The following is a 12865-nucleotide window of genomic DNA, read 5'->3' as shown; positions in this document are numbered from 1 at the left end:
TTGCCATTGAGCAGTTAATGACGCGTTACTTGATGATTAATAACGGTTATCTGAGCATTACCCGTGCACTAACGGGCACTGTTTCAATTAACAATGGGCAATTGCCAGCGTTTCAATTACCCATTTGTCGGTCGCCGTCCATAGACGGCATGTGCGTCTCACCTGCGAGTGTGAGTTGACAGTGCGAATGGAAAACTATAATTAATACTCTGTGGCAGGATAGTCAAGTTTGTGGTACAAACTCGACGACGCCCGCCTCCGGCAGGGCTGAGGTTCGCGCCATATGGCGCTCTGTAGCGCCTCCGGCACCCATGGCAATGGAGAGTAAGCGATGCGAAGCGAGGTGGTCAGGGTTCGTATGAAGCTGGAGGAGCGCGAGGCGCTTGCCGCGCTGTGCGGAGAACACCGCACAGCAAGCGACGTCATTCGGCTGCTGTTCCGCGATCAGGCCGGTCTTCCGCTGCCCGTCGGGCCGGTCGAGGCAGACCATCTGCGGGGCACGAACGAGGAATTACGCCGCGTCGGCATTAACCTCAACCAGGCTGTACGCGCCATGAATGAAGGCCGCGTCGGCTATGAACCGCATCTTGATGCAGCACTGCGGAAGCTTCTCGACGCTGTGTTTCGGCTGAGGGCCGACGTCGATTTGATGCTTCGGATCAGCCGGCGTGAACGGAGAGGGGGCGGCCATGGCCTATGAGTGGGCAAGTCTGCTCGGCGAAGTCGATAGCTACTCCGCGCGGCGGGCGGCTTCTCTCCTTGATGATGATGAGGAGCGGCGCCGCGGACGGGCGAGTGGTCCCGCCGTGACCAGTGATCGTGCTGAGAAGCGGTATCTGCCAACAGGGATTGCAGCCAGGGCCGCGACAATCTCCGTCCCGTCGGGGGAACAGACTATCGCCTCCATCCTGCAGCCAGCGCGCTCCTCTCAGCAGGACGTCATCGCGCTCGTCGGTGCGTTAGCTTCACGCATGGGACCGGAAGAGGACGACGAATTGCGCAGGGGCGGGGGAGGCGGCGGTAGCGCCGCACGTCAAGCCAACCCGCCGACCGCCACGCGGCGTTCGTTGAAAGACAAGGCGTCGTCAGAGGTTGCCAGCCGGGCAGCGCTTGCTGCCGGTGCCCAGCCGGTTGTGATCAAAGTCACATCAACGGTTTCCATCCGAACTTCGGCCGCGGGCCTGCTCACCTATCTTGGAACGCGCGAGGTCGAAAACGAAAATGGCAGAAAGGTAAAGGTCGACATTCCTGTCATTGATCAAGACGGGATCACGATCGCAAGCAAGGAGGCGCGCGCGGCCGTTCTCTCCGACTGGACCGCTGAGTTCCGGGAGCCCTATTCCGTAAACGCGGTGGCGAGCATCTCGATTAAGTTCGCCGAACCTGTGGGAGACGACGATCTTCATGAGGCATTGAACGCTGCCTTCGGCTCTAAGCCGTTCCTTTGTTCCCGTCTCCCGAACGGCGAGATTTCTGTATATGCGGTCACGGACCTGCCGGCGGGAAAACTGGCCGGCGCTCTGAAATCCCGCGAGACGGGCAAAGGCTCTGTACGCGTGGCAGAATCTGCCGAAGCTGATCTTGCAGCTTGGTTGGCGGATGCCGGCAGACGGGCGGAGGTTCGCGTTCTTGGGGCTGCCACTTCGGAAAAGTCGAGCCGCTATTTCCTCGAAAAATTTCTTCGTGATGAAAAGCGGATTATCACTAGCGCCGGCGACGGGGTAGAACGCGGCGCTTCAATTCAGAAAGCAGCAGACGGAATTTGGCAGGAGTGGTCCGGGCATATTCGCACCGTCGAACCACGCAATGCTTTCCACGTTATTTTCTCAGCCCGCGCAGGGACCGATTCCGAGGCGATGAACCGCGCCGTGCGCGATTTTCTGAGCGAGCAAGTCGCAGGGCACCGGTGGGTCACGGCGCATCATCCGGAAACCGGGCATGTGCACGTCCATGCGATGATTTCCGCCCGCGATGATGTTGGCAAAGCGCTGCGGTTGACCAAGCCCGAACTTCATCAATGGCGAGAGCGGTTCGCGGCAAAGGCGCGTGAGCATGGGATCGCAATGGTGGCGACCCGCCGGGCCGACGTCGCCGCAACGCGGCCGTACAGCCAGGCACAGGCCGGCGCGTACCAACGTGGTCTCTCCGATCCGCGTTATCTCAAGAACCGCGATCTTAACAATCGCGTCGAGCGAAAGCGGTCCGGTGTCGCCGACCGCTCCTCACTCGCAAACAGCAGTCTTGCACTGGCCCCACAATGGCGGGCGACCGTGGACGCGCTGAAAAAGGTAGGGGCGAAATCCACAGTGATTGATGCTGCCGATCGGTTTGCCGCTGCGGCTTCGGCAAAAGTGCCGAAGCTTTCGCCACGCGCGATGAGAGGCTTTGTGCTTGTGCAACTCAAGATCCACGGTGCCCATGACAGCGGCTCCGTGCCGAAGACTGTTCAGCGTGCGCTGAACAGTGATGCTCGACTCTTCTCGATGAAAGGTGGAACTGTACTGCTTCTTGCGCCGACCGATGCGAGCGTCAGCAAGCTCGAGCGGGAGCTGAAGAAGCAGAAAGAGGTTGGACGAGGCGCGGAGACCCTTGCGGTGGTCAAGAATATCGAGCGCCAGTTGTCCGAACAGGGGCTCAGTGCCGCCGTTTCGATCAAGGCGGCCGGCGCTGCGCAGAATGGCGCGCCAACGCCATGGCTGCAGAGCCGCTTTGCAAAATCGGCACAGAGAACGGATTCGGATCCAGCCACGCCACTGGCGAAACTCATGACTTTGGTTTCAGACATCAAACATCGAAAGGAAAACATGATGCCACTCTCGCTGGAACAGTTCGATGAGCGCGTCGCACGCGCCAACAAATCCATGGACCGCCTGGAAACGATGGTCGACAGTAGTGGCGAGCGCCAGGCGGTCGAGGAAATGCGGCGCGAAATTTCGGCACTCTTTGCCGAGCAGCGCCGTGACATCGAGTTGCAGCAGATACCGTCGGCCATGCGAGCTTCCGGGGGAGGGGGAACGTCTGCAGCTGCTCGAGCGGGCGACGGCCACGATCAAAACCGTAAGCCGCCGGCAAGTGTGGATCCTGCCATCGCGGTCCAGCAAAACGCTATTGCTGCGGGTCGAGCGGCCCGGGCAGCACGCGATCAGGCGGGTGGCGCGAAAGGCGTGCAGGACGAACAGCGTCGTGAGCGCATTCGCCAGGCCGAGCAAGAGCGTCACCGCGACAATGGACGCGATGAGTCCGAGCGTTAAGCAAATGCTACACGTGAGAGCACGCAGCGGTATCTGCGTCACTCACACAAGCTACCTCTAATCGGTCGAGGGGGCGAGTTCACCCGCATTTTGCGCATCTCAGAGGTGAGACGAGGGAGTTTCGTCGTCTGCGGTCGGCATGAGATGCGGCAGCTTTGCGCCTTCATTTCGGTCGTTTGCAAGACTCGCTCAAGCTCCTGGAAGCAGTCAGTCTGCAATTCGGATAATAACATCCAGAAAGCACCAGAGTGCCGTTGAAGGTTTGCGTAGTTGGCTGGCGTGTCGATGTGATATTCGCGATGCCCCTTTGCCTGTTGCTCCAAAAATCCGCTAGCACTAAACAGGAGGCTCTCGGACTGCGGAGCGAAATCGCATGACCCATAGCATTTTCAACCGGCATCCTAGGATGATGCCATGGGTCGTCAAATCAGATATGTGCGGGCTGGATGCCGGAAGCGGTTAAGTCCATGTGCCGCCCGAACTCATTGCGTTTCTACCGACGAAGGTTACGAGTTGTGGGCACCTTCACCCCTCTGAATACTCCGAAGATAGCTCCGATCATCCCGCCGATGACGACGCCCGCGGAACCTCCCGCGAAAGCTCCGACAATGCAGCACGCAACCCACTCCGCGACACCCGACGCATCTGCGACGAACAGTGTGGCAACGAGACCGACCACAGCGCCGAGAATGCCAAAGACGATCCCGACTCCCGTCACAGACTCCGAGGGATCGAGGGTACGTTTCTGCGAGGACGGGCTGGCGTCATGTTCTGTCATTGCAGACTGTCGCTCTCTGTTTTCCATTCGGACCTCCATCAGTGCGTGTCAGCCGCCCAGCGGCTTGTCGTCGTTTTCGTAGAGTATGCGTTCCGCCGCGCCGTCCAGGTCGTCATACTGGCCGTTGCGAAGAGACCAGAGGCAGGCCCCTAGTCCCGCGATCCCCATCAATACAGCGATGGGTATCAAAAACGACAATGTGCTCATTGGGCCGCTCCCGCGAGCTTGGCTGTCGGGCTTCGCCGCCAGGATAGCACATCGGCGTCCATATCGAGCCTGACCGCATTGGCGACCACCAAAATGGACGACGTCGACATCGCCACCGCTGCGATGAGCGGACTGGCGTAGCCTGAGAGCGCAAGCGGTATGCTGACCACGTTGTAGACGATGGCGAGAGCGAAGTTCTGACGAATTAGCGCGGCAGCACGCCCAGCCGTCGTCATCGCGATCCTGATTCCATCCATGTCTCCATTGAGCAGGATGAAATCGGCGGCGCTGCGGCCGATGTCGCTTCCCGACGCCGGGGCCATGGAAACACGTGCGGTCTTCAGTGCCAGGGCATCGTTTATTCCGTCACCGATCATCAGCACCTTGCGCCCACGATGTTGAAGTGCTTCGACGATCTCGGCCTTGTCCTTGGGAAGCGCCGCTGCGTTCACCTCGTCGATCCCGAGCTCACGCGCCACGGCGTTGGCCGCCTGCGGGACATCGCCTGTCAGCATCCGGACGGCGATGCCGCGATCCTCCAGGAATTGCACCGCCTCTGCCGAACCCGCCCGGACCCGTTCTCCGAACTGGAAGGAAGCCAGCACCTCACCCCCTCGGCGCGTCAGCACAACGGTGGAGGGCGCATTAGGATCAAACACGTCTCCGCCCGTCTCCCACCCGCTTCGGCCAAGTCGGTAGCGCTCACCGCGGAAAGTCGCCTCGAGTCCATTTCCGGGTGTCTCCCGGACATCCTCTAACGACAGGGTCTCCGCGTTGCCGCGCGAGGCGTAGTCGGCGACGGCCTTTGACATTGGATGGCTTGAGAACTTTGCCAGCGACAGCGCCAGGGAAAACTCCAGAGGCCCTTTCCAGGTCCCTGCCGCCAGCATCGGATCGTACTGTGTGAGCGTCCCGGTCTTGTCGAAGACGACGGTGTCGATTTCCGCCAGACGTTCCAATGCCGATCCGTCCCGTGCGACGATGCCCTGCTTGAACAGCCGGCGGGCGGCAACGACCTGCACCATGGGAACAGCCAGCCCAAGCGCGCATGGGCAGGCGATGATCAGTACGGAGATCGCAATTGTCAGGGAGAGGTGAATGTCTCGTGTGAACACGAACCATATGACGAACGCGAACACCGACAGTCCGTGGACAACGGGGGCGTAGAGACGCGCAGCCCTGTCGATCAACGTCCGGTACGCGGACCGGCCGTCCTCGACGGCCTCCAGCATCCTGTGCAGTTCGGCGAGTGTTGAATTCTCGGGTGCAGCCGTGGCTTCGACTGTCAGTGGATGGCCGACGTTCAAATCGCCGGCGCGGACCTGTGCGCCTGGCGCGACACTTTCCCAGCGGCTCTCTCCGGTGAGCATGGAGCGGTCCAGTTCGGAGATGCCGGAAAGAATGGTGCCGTCGGCCGGAATTCGGTCGCCGGCGGCAATCAGAGTGCGGGTGCCGGGGCCGATCTCATTCAGCGGGACATAGTCGATCCGACCGTCCGCGCGTACGACATTCGCGCCCTTTGGCATCATGTCGGCCAAGGCCGCCGCCGCCGATCGCGCCCGCTTGCGCATCATGTGATCGAGCGTGCGGCCGACAAGCAGTACGAACAGGAGCGACGTGCTGGCCTCGAAATAGGCATGCCGCCCCTCGACGAACGTATCGTACAGGCTCAGACCGAACGAAAGCAGCACGCCGATGCTGATCGGCACATCCATGTTGACCCGGCCGTGTACGAGCGCCCGCCATGCGGAGCGGTAGAATGTCGCGCCCGAGTAAATCACGGCAGGAAGGGCGAGCGCGGCCGACATCATATGAAGTGCCTGCCGCGTCGACGGGTCAGCGCCCGACCAGACAGAGACAGACAGGATCATGATGTTCATCGAGCAGAAGCCAGCGACCGCCAGAGCCCGTAACAGCCCAGACATCTCCTCGCCGGATTGGTCGACAGCGTCCGTCGGCAGGACGGCCGTGTAGCCGATCGCTCCGATCGACCCGGCGAAGTCTGGCGAATTGCCGTTGTCCGCCTGCCAGTTGATGGTCACCCGCTTGGTCGTCAGGTTGGCGCGCACCGAGCGAACGTCGGGTAATCTGGCGAGGGTCATCTCCAACTGAACCATGCACGCGCCGCACCGCATGTCGGGAACCGACAGGGCGACCTGCCGAAGACCATCGCCGAGGTCCCGGCTGGCGAGCATGACCTCCTCGATCCCCGGCGTCCGCTGTCCGGGGTCGTGGCCATGCGCCAGGTCAGTGGGGGCGCAGCAGGTCATCGGCGGCTACCTGACCGCCGTGTAGGCATGCCAGGTGGCGTGCCCGAGCAGCGGAAAGACGACGATCAGGCCGATAAAACCCGTCAACACGCTGGCGGCGAATAGGACCATGACGATCGCTCCCCAGACCAACATCGGGGGCAGATTGTTCCAGACCATCGCGGTGCTAACTCCCATGGCCGTGAACGCGTCCACCCGTTGATCGAGGAGCATCGGTATCGAGAAGACACCGATGGCGAAGGCAAACCCGGCAAACAGCGCACCCACGGCAAAGCCAACCAAGAGCATACCCCAGCCCTCGGGTGAGGTCAGCAATAGGCTGACTATGCCGTCGAGACCTGGAAACGGGTTCACCCCGAAAAACAGCGCGTAGATGATCACCGCGGCCCGCATCCAAACGAGCATCAGCATGCAGAGCACCATCCCCGTAAAGAAGACCTGCTTTCCGGCGAGCGGGCGCACGCCTAACATGCCTCGTAGCGTAATGCGTCCGCCCGCCGCCAGGGTCCGGCTCTTGACATAGAGACCGGAGGCAAAAAGCGGCGCGACGATCAGCAGTCCTGCCATCACGGGAAAGATCAGATAGTCGAGGCCGGATCGGAACAGGGTCACGACAGCGGCCGACGAGAGAACGAAGACGACGAAACCATAGAACAGACTTGGAAACGGTTGTGTGAGCAGGTCACGCCAGCCTAGACGGAGCCAGTCGAACGGAGCAGTGACGGGTAGATGCCGCTGCCGTTTCGGGTTCATCGTCTCTTCGATTCCGGATACCTCGCTCAGATATCGGGCGGAGTTGTCGTCCTGAGCCATCTGATCCTTCTCCTTCGTTCAGCAAGCCGCCGCAGCGGCCCTGAATTCCGTGGGCTGCTGGCCCTTTTCCTTGATATGCTCGACGCAGGCGGGCTGGCTTGCGATCGCGACGTAGACGAGATGCGCATTGGCCCCGACGAACGTCGCGAAGACTAGGCCGACCAAAAGCCATATGACGGTTCTCGCCGAAGGCCTGCTCGCCGAGATCATGGCTGTTTCCCGCCCAGTCCGCTGACATAAAGCGCGAGAATTTTGATTTCGGCGGGTGTCAGGCGTTCGTCCCAGGTCGGCATATGTCCCTGCCGTCCGCCATGCACAGTCTCGATGATCCCGCTCAGGGTTCCATCGTAAATCCAGCGGCCATCCGTCAAGTTGGGTGCGCCGAGGTCCGCCTTGCCCTTGGCATCCTCCCCGTGGCAGGAAACACAGCTTGCCAAGAACACCTGATGGCCGGCCTCGATGTCACCGAGGACTTCAGCATCCGAAGTCTCCTTGCTGCTCAGGGAATAGACATAGGCACCGACATCGGTCACCTGTTTGCGGTCGAGCATTTCGTCCGCCCCAAATGCAGGCATCTGCGACACACGGCTGTTCGAGTGCCGCGAATTGACGCCGACCGTCATCGTCTCGACGATCCGTTCCGGTTCGCCGCCCCAGAGCCAGTCGTCGTCGGTCAGATCAGGATAGTTCTGTCCGCCTTTTCCATCCCGGCCGTGACAGGCGGCACAGTTGTCTCCGAACAGTTGATGGCCGCTTGAATCGACCTTCGCCATCAGCTCCCCATCCGCCCTGATCTGATCAAAGGAGTCTTTCTCGATCCGTTCGGTCCACGGTACGCGCGAGGCCGCAGCTTCGACGATCTTGCGCTCCACTGTCTGCTTCTGGTCGCCGCCGATCAAGCCTTTGGTATAGGTCGTTCCGAGCGGCCAGGCGGGATGAAGCACCCACCAGAGCGCGGCGAACAGGTGGGTGACGATAAGGAATATGAGGACACCGCGCGGGATCGGGGTATCCAATTCCTTGATGCCGTTCCAGATGTGTCCCGTCGTCCGGCGTCCGGTGATCTGGTCGGTTTCGGTTTCCTCTATCGCCATGGGGTGTCGTCCTTGTCAAATATCTCCGTTTCCGCCCGCTTGAAACGTGTGCGGTTGGAGGGCCAGAACGCGTAGACGACCACGCCGATCGAAAACAGGATGAGATACAACAGCCCCCACACCTTGGAGAGCTCCAACATGGTCTCGTGGGTAAAGTCCATTTCAATCCCCTTCGCGCTCAGTTGTTGGGGTCTGGCATCTGCTCGGGTGCCGCGGTGTTCTCGTAGGCCGCATTGGTCAGGCGGCCTACGACCTGGAGATACGCGACCAGGGCGTCCATTTCGGTGACGGTATTCTTGACGCCGTCGAACGCCGATACCTGCGTCTTCTCGCCATAGCGTTCCGTGACGCCGGAGGACTGGTCGCTGTCCGGATTGGACTGGCCGTATGCGTCCCCGGCGGCACTGGCGATCATCTCGTCCGTGTACGGAACCCCGACGGTCCTCAGTGCCGCGAGATGGCCCCCCAGATCGGACAGCTCGAGCTGGGTCGTTGCCAGCCAGCGATAGGACGGCATGTTGGATTCGGGAACAACGTCACGCGGATTGATCAGATGGGCCACGTGCCAGAGGTCGGAGTACTTGCCGCCGATACGGGCCAGATCGGGTCCCGTTCGCTTCGACCCCCACAACATCGGGTGGTCGTACTTGGATTCGACGGCAAGCGAATATGGTCCGTATCGCTCCACCTCGTCGCGCAGCGTCCTGATCATCTGGCTATGACAGGCATAGCAGCCTTCCCGGACGTAGATGTCGCGACCCGCCGTTTCGAGGGGTGTGTAGAGCCTCATGTCGGGCGCGTCTTCAACCGTCTCGTGGATGGTGAAGAGTGGGGCGATCTCGACGATACCGCCAACGCTTCCGGCAACAACGATGGCAAGCATGAAACCGACAGCCGTGCGTTCCAGTTTTCCGTGCAGGCGCTCGCTCATGTCTCACTCCGCCGGAGAAGGTGACGCACCGTAGATGCCCGAGGGCAACGGTGCGTCGGAAGTTACAGGTACGGTGGCCGGAACCGTCCGTACCGTCATCCAGATGTTGAAGCTTGCCACGATTGCGCCGAGGAGAAACAGCAGCCCTCCAAAGGCGCGGGCGATGTAGTAGGGATACATCGCCAGCAGGCTATCGACGAAGGAGTAGACAAGGGTGTTGTCGGGCGAATACGTGCGCCACATCAGGCCTTGGATAATCCCTGAGTTCCACATGGCGAAGACGTAGATCAGCGTGCCGATCAGCGCCAACCAGAAGTGAACCTCCACCAGGGTGGAAGAATACATCCGTTCGCGTTTCCAGATCGATGGAACGAGCGTGTAGAACGATCCGAAGATAATCATTGCGACCCAGCCTAGGGCACCGGCGTGAACGTGTCCCACTGTCCAGTCGGTATAATGGGACAGCGAGTTCACCGCTCTGATCGCCATGAAGGAGCCTTCGAATGTCGACAATCCGTAGAAGAACGCTGCAATCATGATGAAGCGGAGCGTGGCGTCATCGCGGACCCGGTGCCATGCCCCGTTCAAAGTCAGCAATGCGTTTCCGGCCGACGCCCAGGACGGAACAAGCAGCATCACCGAGAAGGTCATCCCGAGGTTCTGCACCCAGAGAGGCAGCGCTGTATAATGGAGATGGTGGGAACCTGCCCACATATAGAAGAATGTAATGCCCCAGAAGCTGATGATGGACAGCCGGTAGGAAAAGATCGGCCGCTGGGCGCGGATCGGCAGGTAGTAGTAGAGCATTCCAAGGAAGCCTGCGGTCAGGAAGAACGCCACCGCGTTGTGCCCGTACCACCACTGTACCATCGCATCCTGGACGCCTGACCACACCGTATAGCTCTTCGCGTGGCCGAACGAGACGGGCACCGCGAGGTTATTGACGATGTGGAGGATCGCCACGACGATGATAAAGGCGAGGTAGTACCAGTTGGCGACGTAGATGTGCGGTTCCTTGCGGCGTGCCAACGTGCGCACGAAAAGCACGAAATAGGCGACCCACACGACCACGAGCCAGATGTCGGCATACCATTCCGCTTCGGCGTATTCCTTCGACTGGGTGACCCCCATGAAATAGCCGCTCACCGCGATCAGACAGAAAAGATTGTATCCGAAGATGACGAACCAGGGCGACAACTGATCGGCCAGTCTGGCACGCGATGTCCGTTGCACCACATGGAAGGATGTCGCGATCAGCGCGTTGCCACCGAAGCCGAAGATCACCCCTGTCGTGTGGGCCGGGCGTATGCGACCGAAGCTCGACCAGGCCATGTCGAAATTGAGGCTGGGCCATGCGAGCTGGGCCGCCGCCCAGACGCCGATGAACATGCCGAAGATAGCCCACAGCATCGTGAGGGCGACGCCGACCTTGATCGGATCGTCGTAGTAGCTGGAGAACCGCGCGGCATCTGGCTCCTTGCCGAAGAAGGAGGTCAATATCCACCAGAACAACGCCCCCGAATATAGGAAGACCATGCCCCCGTGGACGCCCATCGGATCAAAGCGTCCGGCGGCCGCCATGGCGATGCCGAGGATCATCAGGACGAGAAGTATGGCGGAAGCGAACTCGCGTTCACCTGTCGTAAGCTGACCCATGCGTTCTCTACCCCTCCCGATAGCGCTGCGGGCATCGTGCAGCACACGTTTCGAAAAGGCAACCTATTCTAGTAACTTACGTCTTGCATCCAACTTGCCATTGACGAGCACGCACGATCCACAATGTGGAAACGTCGGTCACTGGATGTCGGCCATGATGATGCTAAAAGAGCCGTTGTTGAGATGCGTCAGCGACTAGTGTGCATCTGGCGCGGTCGCAAACAAATAACTCGCGTTCCGATCGACGTATCTGGTCATGCCGCGCGCCAAGCCCATCCTCCAAGTTCAGCAGCGACCCCGGCGAATAGCTTGGAATGTGCACGAGCACCGCGCGTACGATCTTCTCTTGCTGGCAAGCTGCGCGGACGCCGACCCGGTCGACGACATTTCCCCAAACGAGATTGAGAATACTCGCGACATGCCGATCCCCGAACCCGGCCTCGTGACACGCAATCGCTGAGGGATCGGTCAGGCCGTATTTGATCTGCTTTTGCTGCAGGTTGGCGCTCGTGTGCAGTGCGTCGTCCAGATCACTCCAATCTCAAGGTCTGGTTTCGCGTCCCTTCTGCGAAGAGCTGCCGGTCCGCAGACGGCCCCATTTCGGTCATTGTCAAAGGCGACAGGCCCAACCTTGTTCACCGCAGTCGAGAAAGGCTTGAACTTTTTTCCAGCGTTCAACTGACGCCAATCGTCAGAAGTCAGATCATTCATCGCTCAATGCCCCCGAAATTTCTTTACGTAGCTTTTTGATTGCGCGCTTCTTCGCTGGTGTGGTGTCAAATAAATTGAGGACTCTGCCAATTGCCTCGTCTGCCTCGCTTTGACGACGAGCGCTTGCGTTGACTGCGGCCCTGAAATCCGGCTTCACCTTGGATGGCTCTTCGCTGCTACCGTCTAGGTTTCGTCCGTTTGGGACCCTGATCGACGCCGCGACATGAGTGGGAGGGGCTTTCAGCGCAAACTTCGCGCCTGGTGCCACCAGGCTTGGCGCGACTTGGTTTGCTGGATACGGTTCTATGGACTCAACCACCACGTCTGGAGTTCTTGTCATCCTGGGTTGTTCATTGGTTGGGGTGATTGGCAACCAAGCCCGCTTCATCAGCTCGTTATCCGCATAGTAAAAGTTGCGAAGGCCGAATATAGGTTGCTGATTGCGCAACTTGATGATGCAGCGTGTCTCGTTCATCGCTCCGAGTTCATCGGGTCGCATGAGCGGGCGCATCGCCGTCCTGTGCGACATGGTTGCCCCCTTGCGATCAAAAAGCGTGACGCCTGTCGAAACCGCCTTATCAACAGTGACCTCTTTCCTCTCACCAAGCAATTGCGAGACATACCGCTGGTCCTCCGGATCCTGGGCTCCGAGGAAGATTTGAGCGCGTGCGGAATTCACCAGCGTTTGTCGACCTTCGCGCGTGTAGACGTTGTCGATCGACCGCAGGGATTGGACGAAGAACCAGCAAGGTATGCCGTAGCCGCCAAGAACGGTCGCGACGGTGAGGGCATTTTCCAACTTGCCGAGGTTTTGAAACTCATCGAGCAAGACCAGAACGCGGCGCTCGCCGCGCGTCATCATGGTGCGCGACATGTAGTCCATGAACTGGACCATCAGCACGTTGAAGATCGGCCCAATGGAGGCAACCTGCTGGATCCGGAAATCCAGATACAGGCTCATATTCTCGCGCCGCATCGCGCGAATGTCGAAGGTCGAGCGCGCCGTTGCTCGCAAAATGCGGTTGTTCTTGAATGGACGAACGGCTGCGGCAAGCGAGCCGTAAACCCCGTCGAACTGTTTTCCCGCCATAACCGCAAAGCGCGCGATCGTCGTATAGGTAAAAGAACTGATCCACTCGGCCCGAAGCTCGGGA

At 60.0% G+C, this 12865-nt stretch carries 11 protein-coding genes; 2 read left to right on the top strand and 9 right to left on the bottom strand.

What is annotated here, in order from left to right; all coding sequences use genetic code 11:
- Positions 1-331 precede the first annotated feature (331 nt).
- Together ACSQ3J_RS29425 and ACSQ3J_RS29420 are read left to right on the top strand one after the other, a co-directional pair.
- A complete protein-coding gene (locus ACSQ3J_RS29425; protein WP_156397497.1) occupies positions 332-700 on the top strand; it encodes a hypothetical protein in 369 nt (122 codons plus the stop codon).
- Positions 690-3251: a relaxase/mobilization nuclease domain-containing protein gene (locus ACSQ3J_RS29420; RefSeq protein WP_436040917.1), complete on the top strand. Its 2562-nt coding sequence runs from the start codon at positions 690-692 to the stop codon at positions 3249-3251. The genes ACSQ3J_RS29425 and ACSQ3J_RS29420 overlap by 11 nt, the downstream gene beginning before the upstream one ends.
- An 826-nt stretch (positions 3252-4077) precedes the next feature.
- Here the strand turns inward: ACSQ3J_RS29420 and ccoS are convergent.
- From ccoS to ACSQ3J_RS29375, 9 genes are all read right to left on the bottom strand, one after another.
- On the bottom strand, positions 4078-4236 hold the full coding sequence (gene ccoS, locus ACSQ3J_RS29415) for a cbb3-type cytochrome oxidase assembly protein CcoS (protein ID WP_060503943.1): 159 nt from the start codon (positions 4234-4236) through the stop codon (positions 4078-4080).
- Positions 4233-6506, bottom strand: a complete 2274-nt coding sequence (locus ACSQ3J_RS29410) for a heavy metal translocating P-type ATPase (RefSeq protein WP_060503942.1) — start codon at positions 6504-6506, stop codon at positions 4233-4235. The genes ccoS and ACSQ3J_RS29410 overlap by 4 nt, the downstream gene beginning before the upstream one ends.
- A 6-nt stretch (positions 6507-6512) precedes the next feature.
- Positions 6513-7319, bottom strand: a complete 807-nt coding sequence (locus ACSQ3J_RS29405) for a DUF2189 domain-containing protein (RefSeq protein WP_436040916.1) — start codon at positions 7317-7319, stop codon at positions 6513-6515.
- A gap of 18 nt (positions 7320-7337) precedes the next feature.
- Positions 7338-7529: a hypothetical protein gene (locus ACSQ3J_RS29400; protein ID WP_060503938.1), complete on the bottom strand. Its 192-nt coding sequence runs from the start codon at positions 7527-7529 to the stop codon at positions 7338-7340.
- Entirely contained in the window at positions 7526-8413 is an 888-nt protein-coding gene (gene ccoP / locus ACSQ3J_RS29395) for a cytochrome-c oxidase, cbb3-type subunit III (protein WP_060503937.1), read from the bottom strand. Before ccoP ends, ACSQ3J_RS29400 begins: the two co-directional genes overlap by 4 nt.
- The gene (locus tag ACSQ3J_RS29390) at positions 8404-8574 is read right to left on the bottom strand and encodes a CcoQ/FixQ family Cbb3-type cytochrome c oxidase assembly chaperone (RefSeq protein ID WP_060503935.1); all 171 of its coding nucleotides are present in this window, start codon (positions 8572-8574) and stop codon (positions 8404-8406) included. The genes ccoP and ACSQ3J_RS29390 overlap by 10 nt, the downstream gene beginning before the upstream one ends.
- Positions 8575-8591: 17 nt before the next feature.
- Positions 8592-9344: a cytochrome-c oxidase, cbb3-type subunit II gene (gene ccoO, locus ACSQ3J_RS29385; protein WP_060503933.1), complete on the bottom strand. Its 753-nt coding sequence runs from the start codon at positions 9342-9344 to the stop codon at positions 8592-8594.
- Positions 9345-9347: 3 nt separating this feature from the next.
- Positions 9348-11000 carry a cytochrome-c oxidase, cbb3-type subunit I gene (ccoN, locus tag ACSQ3J_RS29380; RefSeq protein WP_060503932.1) on the bottom strand — a complete coding sequence of 551 codons (1653 nt, stop codon included), beginning with the start codon at positions 10998-11000 and terminating at the stop codon, positions 9348-9350.
- A 703-nt stretch (positions 11001-11703) separates the two neighbouring features.
- A partial coding sequence (locus ACSQ3J_RS29375) for a type IV secretory system conjugative DNA transfer family protein (protein WP_436040915.1) occupies positions 11704-12865 on the bottom strand: 1162 nt, incomplete at its 5' end.

Source organism: Rhizobium sp. LjRoot98, from assembly GCF_964252935.1.
Lineage (GTDB): Bacteria > Pseudomonadota > Alphaproteobacteria > Rhizobiales > Rhizobiaceae > Pararhizobium.
This window is presented reverse-complemented; position numbering and strand designations above follow the sequence as displayed.

Excerpts from the sequence above, each read along its gene's own strand:
- ACSQ3J_RS29425 (WP_156397497.1), top strand. The coding sequence starts at position 332 with ATGCGAAGCGAGGTGGTCAGGGTTCGTATGAAGCTGGAGGAGCGCGAG.
- ACSQ3J_RS29420 (WP_436040917.1), top strand. The coding sequence starts at position 690 with ATGGCCTATGAGTGGGCAAGTCTGCTCGGCGAAGTCGATAGCTACTCC.
- ccoS (WP_060503943.1), bottom strand. The coding sequence starts at position 4,236 with ATGAGCACATTGTCGTTTTTGATACCCATCGCTGTATTGATGGGGATC.
- ACSQ3J_RS29410 (WP_060503942.1), bottom strand. The coding sequence starts at position 6,506 with ATGACCTGCTGCGCCCCCACTGACCTGGCGCATGGCCACGACCCCGGA.
- ACSQ3J_RS29405 (WP_436040916.1), bottom strand. The coding sequence starts at position 7,319 with ATGGCTCAGGACGACAACTCCGCCCGATATCTGAGCGAGGTATCCGGA.
- ACSQ3J_RS29400 (WP_060503938.1), bottom strand. The coding sequence starts at position 7,529 with ATGATCTCGGCGAGCAGGCCTTCGGCGAGAACCGTCATATGGCTTTTG.
- ccoP (WP_060503937.1), bottom strand. The coding sequence starts at position 8,413 with ATGGCGATAGAGGAAACCGAAACCGACCAGATCACCGGACGCCGGACG.
- ACSQ3J_RS29390 (WP_060503935.1), bottom strand. The coding sequence starts at position 8,574 with ATGGACTTTACCCACGAGACCATGTTGGAGCTCTCCAAGGTGTGGGGG.
- ccoO (WP_060503933.1), bottom strand. The coding sequence starts at position 9,344 with ATGAGCGAGCGCCTGCACGGAAAACTGGAACGCACGGCTGTCGGTTTC.
- ccoN (WP_060503932.1), bottom strand. The coding sequence starts at position 11,000 with ATGGGTCAGCTTACGACAGGTGAACGCGAGTTCGCTTCCGCCATACTT.